The sequence below is a fragment of the Vibrio chagasii genome (assembly GCF_024347355.1).
GTDB lineage: Bacteria > Pseudomonadota > Gammaproteobacteria > Enterobacterales > Vibrionaceae > Vibrio > Vibrio chagasii.
The window spans coordinates 1,671,683-1,693,481 of record NZ_AP025466.1 but is presented as its reverse complement, the minus strand read 5'-3'; the positions used below and the strand labels follow the sequence as shown (position 1 = coordinate 1,693,481).

Sequence of the window (21,799 nt, the reverse complement as noted above, 5' to 3'; positions counted from 1 at the left end):
CGCTATTTGCTAGCAAACAAAAGTATTTATAAAAGATCTTATAGTTAGAACTGATAGCCATAGCTGAGCATGAATTCAGCTGGTGCACCGTAACCAACCTGGTTGGTGCCAGACTTACCATTGGTTGTTCCGAGAATGTATTTCTCGTTCAGCACGTTATAAGCATTCGCTTGGACTTTGTGACGACCGGTGGTGTACGCCGCCATCAAATCAACCGTGGTGTAATCCCCCAATGCGACGGCTTCGTCATTACCCGCATAGCGGTCGCCGACATATTTCACACCGCCACCTAAACGCCAGTTGTCGTCTAGCTGGTAGGTACTCCACAGTGAGAACAAGTGATCAGAGACGTCGTTCGGCTTCTTGCCTGTCTCTTTGTCTTCAGCATCGAGGAAGCTATAGCCAATCGAAATATCCCATTGCTCAGAAATCTGGCCGCGAGCTTCCAATTCAATGCCTTGGTGACGCGCTTCAATCTTGTTGACGACATCCCCGTTAGTGTTGGTTTCAGGCTGTTCTTGATCAATTTGGAAAAGCGCTGCATTGAGCATCAAGGCGTTATCCAATAGGTAGGCTTTTGCACCGACTTCCTTTAGATCGGTATGGAAGAATTCAGCTAATTCAGGTTTGATGTAGATGCCAGCATAAGGCAGTTGCCACGAACGAGCTAAACTTGCATACACCGACATATCACTGTTGAGACGATAGACAACACCACCACGGTAGCTCACCTTGTTATCATCTAAATGCTCTTTGGCAGATCCTGCCTTTTGTTGTTCCAGTTCCATAGAGTCATAACGGACGTTACCTATTACCGATAGATCGCCAAAGGTATAAACATCTTGAATGTACACGCCAGCGGTCGTTGTGGTGTTGTCACGGGAAGGTTTAAAACCCGGATCAGGCGTAGGACCAGTGACGGGGTCATAGATATCTTTTTGAGGTAACTCTTCGTCGCTAACTAAAGCAGAAGTGAGAGCGATATTTATCTGATTGTAGTCAGCACCAATCATCATTTGATTAGAATCGGTTTCCCAAACGAGTTCCGATTGCAAGGTCGTGGTGGTACGCGGATCGTAACCGAAGTTGTTGACAGTTTGTTTAACCTCATTTCCTGTAACTGGTTCTTTGTCTTGGCGTGTGCCTTTTTGTTCTAACTCGATATGGTTGTAGGCTGCGCGGTTGGTCCATGACCACTCACTGTTCAAAAGCCATTCGTAATTAACGCCAACACGAATGCTGTCCGACTCTTGGTAATCGTTGGTACCGCCGTAAAAAGTACTTTCGGAAACATCGACTGGTTTACCATTTTTGGATGGAACACCACGATAAGGTACTAATTCTTGGTGGGCATATTCAACATCGAGATCAATAGTGTGCCAATCAGAAGGCATCACTCGAATCGTTGGGGCAATAAAGAAATCGTTAGAATCCACATGTTCGACGTAAGAATCGGCTTGGCGATGCTCCACATTGATACGGCCATTAACCTTGTCCGAAAAAGCCATAGAGCTATCAACTTGTCCAACAAACTGGCTGTTGCTGCCCACACTACCATTTACATTGGTGAAGTTTTCACCCTCTGCACGCTTAGTGACTAGATTAATGATACCGCCAGCAGAGCCCCGACCATAAAGCGCACCGGCCGGGCCTTTGACAATTTCAACACGCTCAATGTTTGCGAGGCTTCGGTATGACTGTAAGGTCCCATCATCACGCATACCATCACGATACATGTCATTGAGTGAGTCAAAACCACGGATAACGAACTGGTCTCGGCTACCTTCGCCTAGGGTATTATTGACGCCAGCTACACCATCGAGTGCATCCACTAAACGTACCGCGCCTCGGTCTTCCATTTCTGTCTTCGTGACCACAGATACTGCTTGTGGTACGTCCAACCACTCAACATCTGTCTTGGTTCCTGACTGAGGCATATGTTCTGCATATCCTTCGTATTGGTGACCAATAATTTGCAATGTTTCATCCACTTTGGCTTGTTCTTCAGCCACTGCATTTGGTACGCCGACGACCACCGTCAATGCCCCTCCAATCGCGAGAGCAAGAGGAGACAAGTTCAATCTGATATCCATTTTCTAATTCCGTTTTAATTTATAAATTCTCAACAGCGCGAATGAAAACAAATATCATTTATGTTTGCAATATATATTTTTTGATCTATATTTGCCCGGCAATATGCAACTGCACTATTAATACCATTATCAATAAAAACAATGACATAGAAATAAGCCTTCCCTAAAAACAAGAAAAAGGCCACTTGAATGCAAGTTGTGAGCAGGTAACAACAACGTTTTATAAATTAGGAAAGCCCAATGAAATCTACGATTATTATTGTGAGTCACGTCGTCAATGACGCAGTCACTCACGGCTTCGTACCGACAGCAAAAGCGATGGGGCTTAACGTCATACTGATCACAGATCACAAGCTCAGCCACCTAAAATTGAGTAACGATGACGAGCGTTTTAGCCCAGACGCAATTCTTGAATGTGATGTGTTTAATCCACTTGAACTTATCGAAACCATCACTGAACAAAACCTGAAACCTAGCGCTATTTTTAGTAACAGTGATCACTTGCAAACCTCTACCGCTATCTGTGCGCAATTCTTCGGCTTACCAGCAAAAGATTGGACGGTAACGTTGCAAGCAAAGAACAAGCACCTCACTCGCCAAGTTCTGAGCGATAAATATTTACCCAATGTGCAAAGTGAATTGCTCTACCAAGACATAGACTCTACGTTGAACTTTACGTTTCCTGTCGTCGCTAAACCCAAAGAGGGCGTGGCAAGCATAGACGTCCAGCGTTGTAACTCTAAAACTGAACTGGAGAATTATTGCGAACGCTTTTGGCAGAAACACCCGACGAACCCAATCTTGGTTGAAGATTTTTTACAAGGCCCACTGGTCACCGTAGAAACCTTGGGAGACGGAGAAAACTTAGCTGCACTTGGTGGGTTTGATGTAGAGCTCTCTGAGCCTCCATTCTTTATTGAAACTGCTGCGACTTGGAATGGCGACAACAGCACTCAATTCAAAGATGAATGTGTCAGACAGTTGCAGGCATTTGGCGTAGGCTTTGGTGTTTGTCACAGTGAATTTATTATCACAAAGTCAGGCCCAGTATTAGTTGAAATCAACTATCGTAGTATTGGAGATGGTCGTGAGTTCCTACTCGACAATCTAAGTGGAGGAAAGTGGTTCAGCACCATCTTAAGCCTACACCTCGGCAGCAAGCTAGACCCTTCATTCCAAATAAGTGGCAGTGCAAATGTCCACTATGTTGTGGCAAATCAAAGTGGCATCATCGAGGGGACATCAACGTCTTTCATTCATCAAGATGGCGATATTGTCACGCAGCAGCAGGTACTCAAAAACCCGGGTGATACCTTCCTACAAAGCTTTTCCAACAAAGATTACTTAGCGCGAATTTCTATAGCATCACCCTCAGGACAAAGTTTAGATGCTGCTCTTCAACGCACTATTTCTCGATTCAATCTAACGTCAAACAGTGAGGTGAACGCATGAACAGCAACGCTTCATACCTAACTCAGCGACTAGTGGACACTTGCCTTCGTGAAGACCTATTCGGCTTAGTGTCTAAAAGTCAGTTCACAGCCAGAACGCCTGCTACCCTTACTAGTTCTAATTACCCGGATGAGCAAGCATGGGCTATCTTTTCCCATTCTGATTTCACGCTTTACCTACCCGTCACGCCAAGTTACTACATGCAGCGCTGGATTTACGGTTCTCCCAATGGGGTGGATGGTAGTGGCTGGTTAATCGAGAAAAAGGGCCAGTTTGAACTTCAGCATGACTATCATAATTGGATACAATTGCTAAAAGCGTGTGCACATGAAAGCTCCCACCCATTGCTAGATGGTTACTTACAAGAACTGGAATGTGCAGAGGAACACAAAGCACTATGTGATAACGCTTTCCAGCAACATTCTAAGTCATTAATGCAGCCGATTTCTAAGCTGACGCATTGGAACCAAAAATTACTGCGTGCTGATCAAATCGCGTCGTACCTTGATCACCCTTATTATCCAACCGCTCGCGCAAAATTTGGGTTAAGTGATACAGACCTCAAGCAATATGCACCAGAGTTTGCACAAAGCTTTACTCTGCGTTGGCTAGCGATTGATAAGTCACTCATCACTTTGACAAGTTCACAGCCACAATGCTGGCCAACCATGGAGCAAGTAGGTCTACCGGGCGACTTTGCTGTGAGTCATCATTTATTCCCAGCACACCCTTTAACACTACAAGGCCTTGAGTCTCTTCCAGAAGGCATTATTGAAGCCCCTACTCCATACCTTGAGGTTACGCCTACACTATCGGTGCGTACCGTTGTTGTGAATTCTGCACCAAATATTCACATCAAAGTACCTCTTATCATGCGTTCTCTAGGTACCAAAAACATTCGCTTAATCAAGCCTTCGACTCTTTATGATGGACACTGGTTCGAGCGCCTATTAACGCACTTGGAACAAAATGATAGCGACTTACAAGGCACACTATTTCATTGTAATGAGAAACACGGTGGACACGTAGGAGATGACAAGAGCTTCGCTTACATCGTACGTGAATATCCATTGAACCATTCGCAAGATAAAGCACTCGTTCCCGTTGCCGCGTTGGCTAGCCCAATGCCCGATGGCCGCTTGTTCTTAGAGCACCTCGCCGAACAGTATTATCACAATGACACGTTAGCTTGGTTTAAGGATTACGTTGATCTGCTTTCAAAAGTGCATCTGAGATTGTGGCTTCGCTACGGCATTGCATTGGAGTCCAACCAACAGAACGCCATTATAGCGTTCGGTGCTCAGGGAAAAATGACCTTAGCGATGAAGGACAATGATGCAGCGCGGATTTGGCCTGAGCGATTTAAAAACTTCGAACACCTCTCACCGGTTAAGTGCAATCAATTGCTGGATCAACGCATTAAAGTAGACGAGGAGCTGGCTCTTGGTCAGATGTTCACGACCATCACGTTACAGCTCGATATTGCGGCGATTGTTGAAGCAATGGCCGCACAAGCTATTGCGCCATCGGCTGACCTTTACAAAATAGTGGCAACTAGCCTTTCACAAAAGCTAGAGCAACTTCGCAATCAAGGTCATGACGTTTCACTTGCCAATGAGTTGCTATTTGAATCACCGAATCTATACGCCAAGTATTTATTAAGCTCAGGCAGTTTGCTCTCGAAAGAAGCCTCCGGTGCTAGCGATATAAACAAATTTTATGGGTTATCGGCTCCGAACTTCTTACTACTTACCAGTGAAGAAGCACAACACGCTTACTTAGAATCCATCAAACAGAGCGTGAACTAATCCACCATGACCAAACTCATTTATTGTGTGCTGCTCTGCCACTTCATAGCGGCATTCGCAGCCTTAGGCATGCCTCTGTTTTTACCTATGGTATTACCGACACTTGGCGCATATATCGATTCAGATTGGGCAGGCATTTTATTTATTTTGCCAACCTTTTGTACTGCGTTAGCTGCACGATTTTGGGGGCAGTTTGCTGATAAATTTGGCAGACGTCGCTCTCTGTTACGAGCGCAACTAGGGCTTGCTGCAGGGTTTGCTCTGTGTGGTTTGGCAGATAGCCTAACGATGTTTGCGTTTGGTCTTATTGTTCAAGGAACCTTTGGCGGCACCATGGCTGCCTCTAATAGCTACCTATCAAGTCAAATTAAAGACGCAAAGACCCTCGGTACCTCACTGAATAAGACCCAGCTTTCTGCTCGTTTGGCATTGATTGTCGCTCCCATCGGCCTAGGTTGGACATTGTCAGACACGAGTCCGCTCAATGCGTATCTGTGGTTGTCTGCCTTGCCTTTGTTAGCATTGGCAATCACGCTAACGCTCCCTGCTGATAACTTAGAGAAATTGGATGTAGAGAAAGAAGCAAAAAACCAAGCAACAAGTCAAAGAGAACAAGCAACACACAAGCCGTTGCGCCATCTCTACTGGGTGTTCGGTGTACAGTTCTGCTTTGCTTTTTCGATGGTCGTCACCTTCCCCTATTTCTCACCTTTTGTGCAGCAATACGGTGTGACAAACCAAGCGTGGATAGGCTTTTTATACGCTCTTCCACATGGTGTTTACTTACTCTTTGCCGGAAAAGTTCATCTGTTTTCAGAGAGGCTCAACCGCCGTCATCCGCAAAATACCTTGTACCTTGGTTTTGGCTTGCTCTCAGTCAGTACAGCGATGCACCTAATACCCGATCAAACAACGCTGATCATCGCTCGAGTTGTTTTTGGACTTGGGATGGTCTGTTGCTACCAAGGGCTGCATCAAGCCTTAGCCAACCAAATCGACCGACAACAAAGTGGCAAAATATTTTCACGCTTTGATGCCATGTCTAAATGGGGTGGCGTTGCAGCAGGGTTAAGCGCGTCTGTTATATCAAGCTTAGGGTGGCTTGAGGTTCCTTTCTTACTTTCTACTTTGATCAGCTTTAGTACTGCTATCGCGATGATCATTCTTTCAAAATTTGGACATCGACATGTTAAACACTCATTCATATCCAACTGAGAACCGAGCTGAAAACAAGACACAAATAAATCACAGTCAGGTTCGGCTCAATCAAGAAAAAGCCCAATTAAACACCATCATGGGCGTAGTGAATTGCTACCTGCGTGAATACGCGATACCGAAAAAGCAAGTTAATTGGTGCTTCAGCTCAGCATCACTTCCGCAGACGTTAAAAAGAAACTTTACGGCCAAACAACGTGTGGCAATACATCTCCCTCAGCAAAATCAGACGCAAGAGAGTGGCTTGTTAGTCTTGCCTGTTGAATACGTCAGTAAGCTAGGAAAAGTAAAACTTTCAGCTACACCTTGGTCGAAAACAGCTGGTGCTGGCTGGTCTAAATTAGACGCAACTCAAACCCTAACACTGTTACTCAATTACCTTAAACAAGTGTTAATGATCCCGTTCAACCATGAGTTGATAAAACAAATGCAGAACAGCTTGTTGGTAACCGAGCAATTCCTAAACACCGACAGCCCACTCCAGCAGCATAATGCCTTTATCGCGTCAGAACAGTCACTGCTCTGGGGACACACTTTTCACCCAACACCAAAAAGTCGTTCTGGAGTAAGTATGGATGACTTACTGGCTTGCTCCCCGGAAGTTGGCGCAAAGGTGCCTCTATATTGGTTTGAGGTGGAAGCAGCTTTACTGGATGTATTGCACTCAGATACGCGCACATCACCAAAAACGATGCTCGAACAATTGGCCCCGAAAGAAAGTGATTCAGAATCAAAATTACTTTATCCATGCCACCCATGGGAAAGCTACACACTTCTACAAAACCCAGCAGTTCAACGCGCGATTGAACAAGGAAAAATTACACCATTAGGCTTAGGTGGAGGCAAACTGTTACCCACTTCCTCCGTGCGCACTCTTTATCACCCAGATATGGAATGGTTTGCTAAGTTTTCCATCAATGTACGTTTGACCAACTGTGTTCGCAAAAACGCATGGTATGAACTCGATAGTGCCGTACAGTTAACCTCAATTCTACGTCCGATAAAAGAGAGCGAACAACTGCGTAACCCTGTATTCAAGGTGATGAGTGAGCCGTACGCAACAACACTGAATCTAGGTTCAATTGCCGAGCAAGAGCCTGACAACATCATAAAAGCTCGTGAATCATTTGGCATTTTGTATCGTGAGAACTTCTCACTTAGTGAAACCGACATTCTACAACCGACGTTGGCAGGTTCGCTGTTTGCTTATGATCGTGAAGGAAACAGCTGTATAGCTAACCAGCTAAAACAAAAAGCGAAAGCGACACAAAGCCAGTATGAGAGTGTCGCAACCTTGTGGTTTGAGCGCTACTTGCATTGCTTGATTCCGGGCGTGTTTAACTATTACTTCAAACACGGGGTCGCATTTGAACCTCATTTACAAAACACGCTGATCGGTTTCGAAAAAGGTATGCCATGCTGCGTGTGGATTCGAGATCTCGAAGGTACAAAATTGTTACCTGAATTGTGGCCTTCAGAGACATTACAACAGCTTCCAGAGCGGGCCCAACAATCGGTTTACTACAGCCGAGAACAAGGCTGGAATCGCATTGGTTACTGCACCTTTATTAACAACATCAGTGAAGCCGTATTCTTTATTGCTGAGGGAGACGCCAAACTTGAAGAGACATTGTGGGAGTTATTACAAGAAGCCATCGTTCGTTGGCAGTCAATCAATGGCAAGCAGCCAGAGTTAGTGGCGTTACTTGATGGCGGCTTCTTCCCAAGTAAGAACAACTTCACCACTCGCTTGATGCAAAATGCCGACAAAGAGTCGGGGTACACGCTAATCGCGACACCATGGGCGATTCAAAACACAGGAGAGTGTCATGACTAAGCCAACTCAGCTTCCCCCGTACATCGAGCAAGAAGTAAAACAGCTCGCGAAGCAGCAAAGTCAGCCATTGTGTGCTTACATGTATGACCTAAATGCGCTGGAACAGCACATCAAGCAGATGCGCCATGTATTACCCAAAAACGTGGAACTGTTTTATGCCGCAAAGGCTAACCCTTCTGCGCCAATCTTGAGGTCTTTAGCGCCTTACGTTGATGGGTTTGAAGCGGCATCTGGCGGCGAACTTAGCCACCTTCAGCAGCAACAGCTTAATAAACCACTGATCTTTGGTGGTCCAGGGAAGATGCCAAGCGAATTAGAACAAGCGATACAACTTGATGTCGATGCCATTCATGTCGAAAGTATTACAGAACTACAGCGTATCGGAGCTTTGACACAAAAGTTGAATCGACCTGCTTCCATCTTTCTGCGCATGAATATCGATATTGGGGACATCACGCTCAGCAAGCTAGCCATGGGCGGAAAACCGACTCCATTTGGTTTCGATGAAACTGAATTGGATAACGCCATCATGTATCTACGTGATTTCCCGTTAATAGAGTTGAAAGGCTTCCACTTTCACCTGATGTCTCATCAACTCGATGTTGGTCGTCACTTAGCACTCGTTCAACGTTACTTCCAGGTGGTTAAACAGTGGAGAGAACTATACTCTCTTGAAGAACTCATTATTAACCTCGGTGGCGGTATGGGGATCAATTACCAAGATCCTAGCCAACACTTCCCATGGATAGAATTTTGCCACAAATTAGAATTCTTGATCGCTGAAGAACATATGCAAGATTGGAAACTGCGCTTTGAGTGTGGACGCTATATCTCAGCTCCTTGCGGCTACTATGTGATGGAAGTGTTAGACATCAAACAGAATCTTGGCGAAAATTTTGTTATTGCTCGTGGCGGCACGCATCATTTCCGTACACCAGCAGCACAAAGCCATGATCACCCTTTTGCGGTCATCCACAATCAGCAGCACTCGACCATTTCGAATCCAATCCACCACACTACTGCCAATTTAGTTGGTCAGTTATGCACACCAAAAGACGTACTCGCTCGAAACCAAAACATTGAGTACATCGACATCGGTGATTATCTTGTTTTCACCTTGGCAGGTGCTTATGCGTGGAACATTTCTCACCAGAACTTTTTGATGCATGAGCCACCTATATTTCACTACTTTTAAGCTTCGAGGAAACCAAGATAAAGCTTTGGAACTTAATCTCATCCAAAAACGAGCTGTCATCTAGGTAATACCTCGTAAACAAAAAGGCGCTAGTAAACCATCGCTCACTAGCGCCTTTCATCAAGCATCACTATGACTGAGCTTGTGAAGCTCTATTGTCCCCATTCGTTCTGACTTTGTAATTGTGTAACCAGCAACAAAGTAAACCAATACAAAGCCCCCAGAACGCACTTCCGATACCCAATAAATTCGTACCAGAAGCTGTAAATAAGAACGTAAACAACGCTGGCTCTCTGTAGTGGTTGTCTGCCATGGAAACCGCTAAACAGTTCATCAATGTAGGCATCACCGCTAACCCCGCGACAGCGATGACTACCGCTGAAGGAACCGCGCTAAACAAGGACACAAATGACATGCCCATCACGCCAGCTAACAAGTAGAACACGCCCATCGAGATTCCCGCCATATAACGCGTTTTGGGATCGTCATCGGCATTGGGGCCCATACAGATCGCTCCGGTGATTGCCGCAAGGTTATACGCAAAGCCTCCGAGCGACGCTAATAGTAACCCTGTCACACCCGTGGTAGTGATGATCTTCGATGAATCCACTTGGTACCCGTTTGCTTTTAGCACCGCAAACCCCGGTAAGTTCTGCGAAGCCATCGTCACGATGAACAGCGGAATACCAACGCTGATAAGAGAAAAGAATTCGAAATCAGGCATAATGAATACCGGTGTCGTTAAACCTAACGTGACTTGACTGACATCGAGCTTTCCAAAACCAACGCACATCACCAAAGCAATGACGAAAATACTTGGGATCAACAAGTTTCCTAACCTCGATTTAGCCAAAATAAACACAGCAAGCATCACCACCACTATCTGAACTTCTTCCATTAACGATGTAAACAAGCCCAAACCGAACTGCAATAAAATCCCCGCAAGCATAGCCGATGCAATCGACGTGGGTATTTGTTTCAGTACTTTCTCAAATATCCCAGCCATACCGACTAGCGTGATCAACAACGAACTAAACAGGAATACAGCAACTGCCTGATTCATCGTCAGACCTTCAAGCGAAGTAATCAACAGTGCTGCTCCCGGTGTCGACCAAGCCGTCACAACCGGTTTTTTGTAGTAGAAAGAGAGCAATATCGTGGTTGCCCCCATACCAATTCCCAACGCCCAGAACCATGACGCAACCTGCTCTTGAGTTGCTCCGGCACTCATCGCAGCCTGGTAAATAATCGCTGCAGCACTTGCATACCCAATAAATACAGCAATAAAGCCCGTACTAACGTGGGAAAATTTTAGCTTAGTCATGTTATTTTGTTCCTATGTGCGTTATAACGTCCATAAGCTAAACCTAGCACTTGTGCGCTATAACGCACAAGCTATTTATAGAAAAAATCTTGTAGAAAAAGTATGCAAACAGAAATTAAAGTCGGCACTAACTTAAAACGCCTACGCCAAGAAAAGGGCTGGAGCCTAGATAAAGCAGCAAAAGCGACAGGCGTAAGTAAAGCGATGTTAGGTCAAATTGAACGTGGGGAGTCCAGCCCAACCGTCGCTAAGCTCTGGCAGATCGCATCTGGGTTTGAAGTGTCATTTTCCAGTTTCATCACAGAAAGTTCGAACAATGAGCTGACGAGTTTATTCAGAGATGCAAACGAGTTAAGGCGTGAGGAATATAACGTTGGTTTCTTCGTCAGCTTATTATTTCCTTTTGAGGAAGCATTAGGGTTTGAGATCTTCGAGCTAACCCTCGCACCTGGCTATCAACATGAATCCGACCCGCATAACACTGGCGTTACCGAGCACATATTATGTATCTCAGGAGAGATGGCCGTGCTTTTTGATGGTGAATGGCAAACATTACAAGCAGGGCAAGCCGTTCGCTTTAATGCTAACCAAAAGCACGGATATAAGAACCTCGGTGAAGACAATGCGATGTTCCATAACGTAATTCACTACCCTGTAAAATAATGGTTAGCCTACACATCCGACCATTTATCTAGTATTAATAACAGTGAAAGGATATGCATCTATAAGAGTTAGGGAGTCCATAATCAAATGACACTAAAATCAAAACATGCCCTAGTTGTAGAAGGTGGTGCAATGCGTGGCATCTTTGCCGCTGGGGTACTAGATGGCTTTATCGACCACCAATACAACCCGTTCGACTTCTGCATCGGCGTCTCTGCGGGCTCAACCAATTTAGCCTCTTGGTTATCTAACCAACGCGGCCGAACCTATACCATTATTTCCGACTACTCATGCCAACCCGAGTTTATTAACTTCAAGAAGTTTGCCAAAGGTGGACACTTGCTTGACCTCGACTGGCTTTGGGATCATATCGCACAGCACTATCCATACGATATGGAAGCCTTCGATAAACAGCCGCTCCCCTTTCAAGTCGTGACCACGGACGTTGAAACCGGTTAGCCGCTCTACACGCAGGGTGAAAAGAGTAACCTAGAAGAACTCCTCAAAGCGTCCTGCTCTGTCCCTATGGCCTACCGCACGCCTCTGAGAGTAAATGGTAAAAAGATGATAGACGGTGGAGTGGTCGATTCCATTCCCGTGATTGAGGCTTATAAACAAGGGGCGAAACAGATCACGGTGATCCTCTCGCAAAAGCAGGGTTACAAAAAGCGCCCACCGAAAGCACCTTGGCTCTTACGTCGCCTAATGAAAGAGACACCTCAACTGGCTGAGGCCATGATCACGCGTGCAGAACAATACAATCAAACCTTAGAGTTTATTGAGAACCCACCTCACGATTGCACCATTAAGGTCATCGTGCCGGACGATAGTTTTGCTGTCGGAAGATTAACCACAGATAAAGACAAACTTGAAGCCGGTTACCAAATGGGGCTGAGGGCAGCAGAGCGATTCGTTACACAAACATAAAGCAGCCACTCAATGCCAAGAAGCCTATTTTAATCTCCGTTCTCTAGCTATAAAACAAAAAAGCGAGCCACTTGGGCTCGCTTTTCAGTATTTAGTATTAGGCTAAATTACAGAAGCTCTACCGATTGCTGAGCAATCACAAACTCTTCATTGGTTGGCAACCTATTAGTATTGCATCTACTAACACGGAGTTGGACAGAAGCATGACAGTGATTTTTCTAAATTAGCATTTAACGGATTACTTCTATTACAACAAAGCCTACAATCTAGTGTACAAACTCACCCATCCACGACACTGGGCTGCTCATCTAAAGGCCCAGACATAGTTTGCAAAGGGCGCCCTAACCTTTGGATAGCCAATAAGTTAGAGTCACTCTAGATTCGCTATGGAAGAGTCAAAACACGGCGAGTAACCTTCTCTATCAAAATCATAAAAAAGGTAAATGAAACTGAAGAAGCATCAGTGCCATTTACCCACTTTAAATACGTTGGCTTTTCAGAATTGATATTGCATTCCTAAAGTCACCAAGTATTCATCATGGTCATAGAAATCAATATTAGCGTCAGTGATGTCCCACCCACCTCTCGCAATGAAAAGTGTATTCTTCCAATCAAATGGCATCGCATATATGTATGTCGCTGACACACCTAACTTCGTATCTTCTCGAGTTCGCTTCCAGAGAGGGTTTGTGTCATCAAATTTTTGAAGTCCAACGCTGCCCGCTAGCATTGTAATGTGTCGCCCGTTTCTTAGTTGAAATTCAGCTTCGGTACTAATACGCTGGCTCTTTAATGCCGAGCCAGAGGCATCAACATCTAGATAATTGATCAACCACTCGACTCCCCATGATTCACTTAAGTCAGTCATGTAATTTAGTTCGACATAGCTAAGATTCGAATTTCTATCGAGCGCTGCTAGGCTGTCTTCTTGGTCTAAAGAATACTTCCCGTGAGCTAATTCAAGAGACCAATCTGAACCCAAAACTCGGTCATAATTCAAAACAAGACCTTGCACAGCAGCGTTTGTCGTCGTTCTATCTGATTGCAACTGATATGGGTTTTTCCAGACTTCTTTCTCCAACAACCCCGGCACCACACCAATCGCTATATTTGAGCCGTCAGTCAAATAATGACGATATCCAGCTTGCGTGTAAAAGTCGCTCGCCATTCCAACAATATCGGTTTTAAAATACACTTCATTTGAATCATCAAAACGATAGTTAAGATCCCAAAACGGAATAACAACCGCTTCATTCTGACGTTCTTGAGAACCTGAATAGTCAGTAATTTTAGCTTGGGACTCGGTATCCATCACCGAGTTAGTACCATCTACCCCCGTAAAAAGACTGACACTACCATGAAAGCCAACAGTGCTGTGTTCTTCTGCATACACTGTAGAACTAGCCAACACGCATCCAACTGCTAACAGCTTAAGGTAACCTTTTAGTGAGAATGACATGGTCACCTTGTTTCTCTGCATAAGACTCAACGAAGGCGTAAATAAAACTGGGTGAACTAACAAGTTTGAGTGAATCATCGTACTATCCTTATGTGCTTTGATAGTCAGACTCTACTTAGACTTGTGTCACAACAAAGTCACAACTCACCGGTTAACTTATTTAAAAATAAACCACAGCTTTAGCTTTGTGAGATGTCACCGACAAATGATAGCGCCAGTTGGCACTCTTACAGACCGCTGAAATAATTTCATCTCCATGACCAAAGCCTTGCCCATCGTGTTCCCTAACATCATTTCCAATCACAAGTCGCCGCCCTTTTAAATGGATGGATACATAGCAATCGGTATAACTCATCGCATTACGGATAAGGTTCGCGACAATGACCTTTGCAAAGTAACTTTCTACTTCAACATCCGAGCGCAAAACTTGTTCTAGTTGGATACTTCGACCAGAGAACAAAAAGTGATGCTGCTCGATCGTTTCGTTAATGACTGCCTGTAGTGACTTTTTAGGCTGGATCCCCTTTTCTTCCCTGCCAAGTAACAAAAAGGTATTGATCAAGTTATCCATCTCTTTGTTTGCGACTTGAATACGACTAATTATTTGCCGTTTTTTATCATTAACTTCTGCGATTTGTAGAAGATCGGTCGCGCCGAGAATCACATTGACCGGCGTTCGTAATTCATGGCTGGCAAAGCGAGTAAACTGTTGCTCTCGCTTCAAAAAGAATTGAATCCTAGAATAGGCTTGGTGATAAGTCCGATACAGTGCCCCTATTTCATCTTTGCGCGACGAAATGGCACTATCATTAATGTTATCAGATGGATGTTGAATTTGATGGACCAAAAGGTCAATTGGACCGCTAAAATAACCTGACAGTAAGTGAGCAACAACCAGTCCTAAAGCAAACACAACGACCATCATGTACCCAACATAAGCCATCACTCCTTCGCCATAATCGACCATTTGAGGATCCAGTTCAGGGTAATAGACAAAGTGAAGCCACTGTTGTTGAAACGGTGACATAAAAGTCACCGTATGAGCATCGCTAAGCTCAAATTCTTCTATCCCTAAGTTTGTTATGCTTTCAAGAAAACTCGGTTTGTTATCATCTTCAAATTGGTAGACGGCAAGGAAATTATCTTCAGGGCTAGTCCACTCGCTGGCCATTAAGGATGTTTGTATCCATTGTTGTTGTAGTAACTTTACGCGTTGGTTGATAAAACTGTCGGCGGCTATTTCAGTAGCCGCCCACGCAATCACTCCTATCGCAATGACCACCAGCAACATCAATGCCGACATTACGGTAAAAACTTGATGCCGAAGGTGACCAAAGTACCATTGTCTCAATGAGCGTTTCACATTAAACAGCATTAAGTCGATACCCTCTACCACGCTCTGTAACGAGTATCCCTTCTGGCAATGCCTTTCTCAGGCGGTATATTTGAGTGCGTAATGCGCTCGTTTCTTCGGGCTCATCGCCTTTCCAGATTTGGTACGCAATGTCTTGATTATCGACGAGTTTGGGGGCTTTTTTTATGAGTAAGCAAACGATACGTTTTTGAGTTGGGTCTAGAGCAAGTGTTTCATCATTAGCCGTGACAGTATCGGTACCGACATCGTAAACCAAAGCGCCGTATCGAAACTCTGGACTTAAGCGGCGTTGATTTCTCGCCTCGAGTGCTTCGACTCTAGCGTGCAACTCTTGTAACTCAAACGGCTTCACCAAGTAGTCATCAGCGCCGGCTTTGAAGCCTGCTAATTTATCCTCAAGTGTATCTCTCGCAGTCAAAAAGATAATGGGTATATCAGCGTGACGACCCGCACGAATAGCACTACAAGCCGTTAAGCCGTTCATTACTGGCATCATAATATCCAATATTATCAGATCAAATCGCGACTCATCTAACAATTGAATAGCGGCCTGCCCATTATACGCAAAGTCAATATCGTGACCAAAGAGCTCTAAATAATCACCTAAATTAGCTGCGGTTGCGTGGTTGTCTTCCGCGACAAGTATTCTCATGTAATTTCCTTTTCAATGACTACTGTATTAGCTCGAAGATTGGTGACGTAATTGTGACATTGGCAAGCGTAATGTGATCACATCAACCAAACGGAGAGTTAAAATGAAAGTATCACCAAAACTAATCAGTTTCACAGCACTATTCGCTTTGTCGTCAATCAATTATGCTCATTCGACGGAAATCGCGCCCTCTGACGTTGCCCTTACACTCGCACAAGCACTCAACCCATCAGGTCAAACCCATACGTATTTAGTCACTGAATCTACGGGAAAAAGTGTAAAAGCGATCAATCTAAGTGAACATTTTGACTATTACCCGAGCGAAGCACTAAGCTTTATCGACCGATACGGCTATAGCACTTTGTCTGACGTACATTACGACCTCCCAGTTACATCCCTAGACTACAAACAACTACTCGCAGCAGGCGGGCAAGGATCTGAGCATATCGCAGCAGGCACTAACTACTTAGAGCACGGAGAAGAAGCAGATATTGACGAAGTCTTCCTATTTCCTAAGTTTTCCAAGCCAACACCAAACCACACTAAGATCCGCTACCAAAAGAATGTACTTCTGGATTACGAGGTAGAGCTGTGTATGAGGTGGGTTAAACCTATAGTTAGCCCTAAACAAAGCGATGGTTATGCGGGGCTATTTGTATGTGGTGACTTTACTGACAGAGCGGAGCTGTTGCGGAAGATTGATGTCGACAACGTTACATCAGGTCATGGATTTAGTGATGCGAAAAGTGGACAATCACGCTTCCCAACCGGACCTTACATTGTGGTTCCCAAAGATTGGAACTCCTTCTTAAAGAGCGTGTCGCTAACCACCTATGTCAATGGTGAGCAGCGCCAACAAACCGCTGCCTCTGAAATGATTCGTGAGCCCAAATCTCTGATTGAAATGATTCTAGAAAAGGGTGAGCAGCCTATCTGGCGATATCAAGGTCAAGACGTCACGTTATTCGGTCAACAAGGGATTAACCCAAACCAAAATCTCGTGACAGGTACCCCAGCGGGTGTCGTTTACAACACTCCAGGATGGGGTTACAGAATATCCAAATCCATCAAGTGGTTCGCAACCTTTTCATTCTTAGATTCAGGTCCTGTAGACTATATTCTGGAGCAATACATCGAGGAAAGCTTTGATAACAAAAGTTACTTGCAAGCTGGCGATAAGGTGCAGCTAACCGGCACCTATTTGGGAAGCATAGACATCGATATTATCAACTAGACACCCAAACTAACGACACTTTAATCTTAGTTTGCTCATTGTTTTCTGAACTCCATAAGTACACGTGCCTGATTAATTGGGCGCGTGTATCAATAAAACTTCTGGTGAACAAATTAACACGAATACAGACAGTATTAGCACATCTGAGGACGTGGTAGTTCTAGAGCTGCCAGCGATTTAGATCGCTCTGCGCCTAATTACTTTGACAGTTGTGGCATCAGAAAATTTTTGTTGGGTATAAACCCATAAACAAGATAGAAATAAGCAAAAGGTGTAACACATTTCTAGGCAGAAGTAAGTCACGATTGGCTAGCTGTCTAGAAGAGTCTGAAAGTGATTCCCAGACAACAAAGCATCTAACGATGGCTGCTTTCGGTTTAGGTATTTAGCGATAAGCCTATCCAACATTTAAAACAAAAAAGCGAGCCACTTGGGCTCGCTTTTCAGTATTTAGTTTTAAGCTAAATTACAGAAGCTCTACCGACTGTTGAGCAATCACGAACTCTTCGTTGGTTGGGATAACCATTGCTACTGCATCTAGCATCTCAGACTTAGCGATGATGCCGTCTGCGCCAAAGCGAGCAGATTCGTTACCAGCAACATCTTCAACAAAACCTAGGATCTTAAGGTTTTTAAGGATCTCACGACGGATTGGTAGAGAGTTCTCACCGATACCACCTGTGAAGATGATGCCGTCTAGAGAATCTAGTGTTGCAAGGTAAGAAGCAACGTATTTAGCTACACGGTATGTGAATACTTCGAAAGCCAGCTTAGCGCCTTCATGACCCTCTTCCATAGCTTCTAAAATGCCACGAGCATCGCTCGTAAGACCAGACACACCTAGGAAGCCAGACTCCTTGTTAAGAGAGTTGAAGACTTGCTCTTGTGACCAACCTTTCTTAAGAAGGTATTCAATGATGCCTGGGTCTAAGTCACCACAACGTGTACCCATCATAAGGCCAGAAAGTGGTGTGAAACCCATTGACGTATCAACACTGTTACCGTCTTTGATAGCACATACTGATGCGCCGTTACCTAGGTGAACAGAGATGAAGCTAGATTCTTCAACAGGCTTGTTTAGCATCTTCGCAGCTTCACGGCTTACGAAGTAGTGGCTAGTACCGTGGAAGCCGTAACGACGTACACCGAAGTCTGTGTATAGTTCTTTAGCGATTGCACCAGTAAATGCGCGTTGTGGCATTGTTTGGTGGAAAGCCGTATCAAATACAGCGAACTGAGGCAGAGAAGGGAAAGCTTCAATCGCAGCGCGGATGCCGATAGCACCTGCTGGGTTATGAAGTGGAGCAAGATCAGATAGGCTTTCAATCTCGTTCGTTACTTCTTCAGTAATGCGAACCGTTTGAGTGAACTTCTCACCGCCGTGAACGATACGGTGACCGATAGCCACGATATCTGCCGTGAAACCAAGGTCTTCCATCAGGCCTACCAATTTGCCAATAGCAATCTTGTGGTGGCTACCTTCACCCTGAATAGCAATTTCAGTTTTCTCGCCTTGGTATTTCCAGCTCATACGAGCATCTTCAAGACCAAAACACTCCCCTAAGCCACTCAACACTGCTTCACCAGAAACAGAATCAATGACAGCAAATTTTAGGGATGAACTACCCGAGTTAATAACCAGAACAAACGAATTAGACATTGGATATGGATCCTGTTTCAGTACGAATTAGATGAAGTGTTTACTTCAATTTTAGTTAAGCCCATTATTCAATAATTTTTGAATCTTTCAACTTTTGTTTTGAAAAAATCACCAAATCAACACAATTAAGTTGACCTTAGTCATTAATTTATTTATTTCGAGAGCAAAATTAAAAAATAGTTGAATATGAAAATGAACAAACTTACAAAGCAAACGAATGCTTGAACTATTTTTAACTTGATTTGAGTGATCCGGTAAGACGGTCAACATCATGAAACAAAGCAACAATACTCACCCTATCCCACACTCTCCATGCTCTAGAAGTTGAGCCCTGCGTAAACAGACTACACAGCAATTTAAGAGGCTTTTATTACTACTACCTCGACTGGTAGCACGTAATTTAAGTATAGCCTTACAATGCTATACAGCTACGTTAACGGAGCAAGATAGAGTGATTGCTCCCTTCATCCGGGAGTTTGAACAATCATTTCTAACTGGGTTGCAGAAGTAATATTAATCTTGGCGTGAAGTAAGGTGCATTAGTTATGCGCAGTGCGGTCGGAAGAATGAACAAGCAGGCACAAAAAAGCCGAGCATAATGCTCGGCTTTTAAATTCAGTGTCTAGACTAGAGCGTCTAAGCTAAAGGTTGATTAACCTTCGTTGCGCTCTGGACGACGACCACGGTTACCGCCGTTGCCATGGCCACGTTCGCCACGGTAGTTGCCACGGTGATCGCCACCACGGTTACGGTCGAAACGACGCTCGCCATCACGGCCGCCTTCACGGTTGCCATCGCGGTTACCGTCACGGTTGCCACGGTATCCACCGCGACCGCCTTCACGATTACCATCGCGGTTGCCATCACGGTTTCCGCGGTAACCACCACGACCACCATCACGACCGCCACGGCCACCGTTACCACGACGTGGTTCACGGAAATCGTTGAAGTCTACAACAACAGCACCAGCTTCTTTTTGACGGATGCGTAGCTTGCTTAGTTTACCAGCAGTTTCAGAGTTCATTGCTTTTGGCAGTTGAACGTAAGTTGAACCTTGGTCAAGTTTGATAGCACCGATAGAACCTTTAGTTAGGCCAAGTTCGTTTGCAAGTGCGCCAACGATATCTTTAACCTGAACACCTTGCTCACGGCCAACTTGTAGTTGGTAAGTATCCCAGTCTTGAGTATTGAAGTCACGGCCACCGTTATCACGGTTTTCACGACGCTCTTTACGACGGTTCTTGTCACGCTCGATAGCAGCGATCATTGGGTCTTCACCAATGTAGAACAGTGGGCTCTTACCTTGCTGACGCTTAAGAAGCATTGCAGCTAGAGTAGCAGCATCAACGTCTAGAGACTCTTGCAGGGTAGTAATAAGACCTGCGAAGTTTTCTAGAGCTTTGCTTTCTTTCTCTGTTTCAAGCTCAGCACCTAGCTTAGCAACACGTGCTGCAGCAACTTGGTCACGTAGAGGAAGTTGGATTTCTTCCATTGTAGACTTAGTTACGCGCTCGATAGTGCGAAGCATACGAATTTGGTTTGTGCGAACTAGAAGGATCGCTTTACCTTTACGTCCAGCTCGGCCAGTACGACCAATACGGTGGATGTAAGATTCAACATCGAATGGGATGTCGTAGTTGAATACGTGAGTGATACGTGGAACATCAAGACCACGAGCTACAACGTCAGTTGCAACTAGGATATCGATAACACCTTGTTTGATGTGATCAACAGTACGCTCACGTAGAGACTGAGGAATATCACCGTGCAGTGCAGCAGCTTTAAAGCCACGTGCAGATAGCCAATCAGCTAGACGCTCAGTATCTTGACGAGTACGTACGAATACGATAGACGCGTCAGTTTCTTCAGTTTCAAGAAGACGAGACATTGCTTCGTCTTTTTCTACGCCTTTAACAACCCAGAAGTTCTGCGCTACTTTATCAACTGTGTGGTTAGTACCAGCAACGTCAACTTTAGCCGGGTTACGTAGGTAACGGTCAACAATAGTCTTAACCATTGGAGGCATAGTTGCAGAGAAAAGTACACGCTGTGCAGATTCTGGAGCTTGCTCAAGGATCCAAGTAACGTCATCTACGAAGCCCATTTTTAGCATTTCATCTGCTTCATCAAGAACAAATGTGTGTGCTTCATCTAGGTGTAGACGGTCACGAGTTAGTAAGTCTTTAACACGACCTGGAGTACCAACAACAATGTGAGCACCACGGCTTAGAGCGCGCATTTGGTCAACGATTGAAGCACCACCGTAGATTTCAATAACTTTAAGACCTTTGATGTCACGGCCTAGGTTTTTGATTTCCGCAGCAACTTGGATCGCTAGCTCACGAGTAGGAGCCATGATGATTGCTTGTGGTTTGTGTTGGTTTAGGTTGATTTTGTTTAGTAAAGGCAGAGAGAATGCTGCTGTTTTACCAGTACCAGTCTGTGCTTTACCTAGTGCGTCACGGCCTTCAAGAAGAAGAGGAATAGCTGCTGCTTGGATTGGAGTTGGAGAAACGAAACCCATGCTATCAAGAGCTGAAAGAATGTTTTCGTTTAGGGCTAATTCATTAAATTGAATTACAGATTCGGACATTGGGATCCCACTATATATAAGTAAACAAAAGGTCCCGGGAGCTCTACCATTTCCAATACTGATCCAATCAGATACTGATTCCATTCAGAGTTACGAAGCAGTAATAAAACACTTCAAGCCATTAGGGACGTCTAAGGGAGGCGGATTATTCCTTAAATGCATAAAAAAAGCCAGAAAAAATTGAATTACATCACATATTTTTCGGTTTTCTTTCAATGCTGGCTATCATATCGTCAAAACTTGATGAATATCTCGTCATAGCCGTTTACATCAATTGAATTGAACATAGTAAATAAGAAGGTAATTTATTTG

General features: G+C 44.6%; 14 protein-coding genes and 1 pseudogene. 8 read left to right on the top strand and 7 right to left on the bottom strand.

The genetic code is table 11. The annotated features are described in order from the left end of the window. Positions 1 to 44: 44 nt before the first annotated feature. Positions 45 to 2,093 carry a TonB-dependent receptor gene (locus OCV52_RS23250; RefSeq protein WP_137406752.1) on the bottom strand — a complete coding sequence of 683 codons (2,049 nt, stop codon included), beginning with the start codon at positions 2,091 to 2,093 and terminating at the stop codon, positions 45 to 47. Between the two features lie 240 nt (positions 2,094 to 2,333). Between OCV52_RS23250 and OCV52_RS23245 the strand changes: the two genes are divergently transcribed. Genes OCV52_RS23245 through OCV52_RS23225 form a run of 5 tightly spaced genes read left to right on the top strand, consistent with a single transcriptional unit; the run spans position 2,334 to position 9,600 of the window. Continuing rightward, on the top strand, positions 2,334 to 3,545 hold the full coding sequence (locus tag OCV52_RS23245) for an ATP-grasp domain-containing protein (RefSeq protein WP_137406751.1): 1,212 nt from the start codon (positions 2,334 to 2,336) through the stop codon (positions 3,543 to 3,545). Then, entirely contained in the window at positions 3,542 to 5,353 is a 1,812-nt protein-coding gene (locus tag OCV52_RS23240) for an IucA/IucC family protein (protein WP_137406750.1), read from the top strand. Before OCV52_RS23245 ends, OCV52_RS23240 begins: the two co-directional genes overlap by 4 nt. 6 nt (positions 5,354 to 5,359) lie before the next feature. Continuing rightward, positions 5,360 to 6,568 (top strand): MFS transporter, encoded by a 1,209-nt coding sequence (locus OCV52_RS23235; protein ID WP_137406749.1) that lies wholly within the window; start codon positions 5,360 to 5,362, stop codon positions 6,566 to 6,568. After that, on the top strand, positions 6,540 to 8,405 hold the full coding sequence (locus tag OCV52_RS23230; RefSeq protein ID WP_170222418.1) for an IucA/IucC family protein: 1,866 nt from the start codon (positions 6,540 to 6,542) through the stop codon (positions 8,403 to 8,405). Before OCV52_RS23235 ends, OCV52_RS23230 begins: the two co-directional genes overlap by 29 nt. Then, positions 8,398 to 9,600, top strand: a complete 1,203-nt coding sequence (locus OCV52_RS23225) for a type III PLP-dependent enzyme (protein WP_137406748.1) — start codon at positions 8,398 to 8,400, stop codon at positions 9,598 to 9,600. Before OCV52_RS23230 ends, OCV52_RS23225 begins: the two co-directional genes overlap by 8 nt. Positions 9,601 to 9,730: 130 nt before the next feature. On the opposite strand, the gene OCV52_RS23220 is transcribed toward OCV52_RS23225, so the two are convergent. Continuing rightward, positions 9,731 to 10,924, bottom strand: coding sequence for a benzoate/H(+) symporter BenE family transporter (locus tag OCV52_RS23220; protein ID WP_137406747.1), 1,194 nt, complete (start codon positions 10,922 to 10,924; stop codon positions 9,731 to 9,733). A 102-nt stretch (positions 10,925 to 11,026) separates the two neighbouring features. Here OCV52_RS23220 and OCV52_RS23215 point away from each other — a divergent pair, with 102 nt between their 5' ends. Together OCV52_RS23215 and OCV52_RS23210 are read left to right on the top strand one after the other, a co-directional pair. Further along, positions 11,027 to 11,587, top strand: a complete 561-nt coding sequence (locus OCV52_RS23215) for a helix-turn-helix domain-containing protein (protein ID WP_061032266.1) — start codon at positions 11,027 to 11,029, stop codon at positions 11,585 to 11,587. 87 nt (positions 11,588 to 11,674) lie between these two features. Continuing rightward, positions 11,675 to 12,514 (top strand): annotated as a pseudogene (locus tag OCV52_RS23210) (patatin-like phospholipase family protein). 496 nt (positions 12,515 to 13,010) lie between these two features. On the opposite strand, the gene OCV52_RS23205 reads toward OCV52_RS23210, so the two are convergent. The 3 genes from OCV52_RS23205 to OCV52_RS23195 form a co-directional block, all read right to left on the bottom strand. Next, positions 13,011 to 14,051 carry a DUF2860 family protein gene (locus tag OCV52_RS23205; RefSeq protein WP_137406746.1) on the bottom strand — a complete coding sequence of 347 codons (1,041 nt, stop codon included), beginning with the start codon at positions 14,049 to 14,051 and terminating at the stop codon, positions 13,011 to 13,013. Between the two features lie 82 nt (positions 14,052 to 14,133). Further along, entirely contained in the window at positions 14,134 to 15,348 is a 1,215-nt protein-coding gene (locus OCV52_RS23200) for a sensor histidine kinase (protein WP_137406745.1), read from the bottom strand. Beyond that, complete coding sequence (locus tag OCV52_RS23195) at positions 15,338 to 16,000, bottom strand: response regulator transcription factor (RefSeq protein WP_137406744.1); 663 nt, start codon at positions 15,998 to 16,000, stop codon at positions 15,338 to 15,340. Before OCV52_RS23195 ends, OCV52_RS23200 begins: the two co-directional genes overlap by 11 nt. A gap of 103 nt (positions 16,001 to 16,103) precedes the next feature. Between OCV52_RS23195 and OCV52_RS23190 the strand changes: the two genes are divergently transcribed. Next, positions 16,104 to 17,234 (top strand): fumarylacetoacetate hydrolase family protein, encoded by a 1,131-nt coding sequence (locus OCV52_RS23190; RefSeq protein ID WP_137406743.1) that lies wholly within the window; start codon positions 16,104 to 16,106, stop codon positions 17,232 to 17,234. A 466-nt stretch (positions 17,235 to 17,700) separates the two neighbouring features. Here the strand turns inward: OCV52_RS23190 and OCV52_RS23185 are convergent, their stop codons facing one another. Further along, the gene (locus tag OCV52_RS23185) at positions 17,701 to 18,894 is read right to left on the bottom strand and encodes an acetate/propionate family kinase (protein ID WP_008219810.1); all 1,194 of its coding nucleotides are present in this window, start codon (positions 18,892 to 18,894) and stop codon (positions 17,701 to 17,703) included. Positions 18,895 to 19,546: 652 nt separating this feature from the next. Beyond that, positions 19,547 to 21,571, bottom strand: a complete 2,025-nt coding sequence (locus tag OCV52_RS23180) for a DEAD/DEAH box helicase (RefSeq protein WP_083803034.1) — start codon at positions 21,569 to 21,571, stop codon at positions 19,547 to 19,549. Positions 21,572 to 21,799: the final 228 nt, after the last annotated feature.

Coding starts and splice junctions, on each gene's coding strand:
- OCV52_RS23250 (WP_137406752.1), bottom strand. CDS start 2,093: ATGGATATCAGATTGAACTTGTCTCCTCTTGCTCTCGCGATTGGAGGG.
- OCV52_RS23245 (WP_137406751.1), top strand. CDS start 2,334: ATGAAATCTACGATTATTATTGTGAGTCACGTCGTCAATGACGCAGTC.
- OCV52_RS23240 (WP_137406750.1), top strand. CDS start 3,542: ATGAACAGCAACGCTTCATACCTAACTCAGCGACTAGTGGACACTTGC.
- OCV52_RS23235 (WP_137406749.1), top strand. CDS start 5,360: ATGACCAAACTCATTTATTGTGTGCTGCTCTGCCACTTCATAGCGGCA.
- OCV52_RS23230 (WP_170222418.1), top strand. CDS start 6,540: ATGTTAAACACTCATTCATATCCAACTGAGAACCGAGCTGAAAACAAG.
- OCV52_RS23225 (WP_137406748.1), top strand. CDS start 8,398: ATGACTAAGCCAACTCAGCTTCCCCCGTACATCGAGCAAGAAGTAAAA.
- OCV52_RS23220 (WP_137406747.1), bottom strand. CDS start 10,924: ATGACTAAGCTAAAATTTTCCCACGTTAGTACGGGCTTTATTGCTGTA.
- OCV52_RS23215 (WP_061032266.1), top strand. CDS start 11,027: ATGCAAACAGAAATTAAAGTCGGCACTAACTTAAAACGCCTACGCCAA.
- OCV52_RS23205 (WP_137406746.1), bottom strand. CDS start 14,051: ATGATTCACTCAAACTTGTTAGTTCACCCAGTTTTATTTACGCCTTCG.
- OCV52_RS23200 (WP_137406745.1), bottom strand. CDS start 15,348: ATGCTGTTTAATGTGAAACGCTCATTGAGACAATGGTACTTTGGTCAC.
- OCV52_RS23195 (WP_137406744.1), bottom strand. CDS start 16,000: ATGAGAATACTTGTCGCGGAAGACAACCACGCAACCGCAGCTAATTTA.
- OCV52_RS23190 (WP_137406743.1), top strand. CDS start 16,104: ATGAAAGTATCACCAAAACTAATCAGTTTCACAGCACTATTCGCTTTG.
- OCV52_RS23185 (WP_008219810.1), bottom strand. CDS start 18,894: ATGTCTAATTCGTTTGTTCTGGTTATTAACTCGGGTAGTTCATCCCTA.
- OCV52_RS23180 (WP_083803034.1), bottom strand. CDS start 21,571: ATGGAATCAGTATCTGATTGGATCAGTATTGGAAATGGTAGAGCTCCC.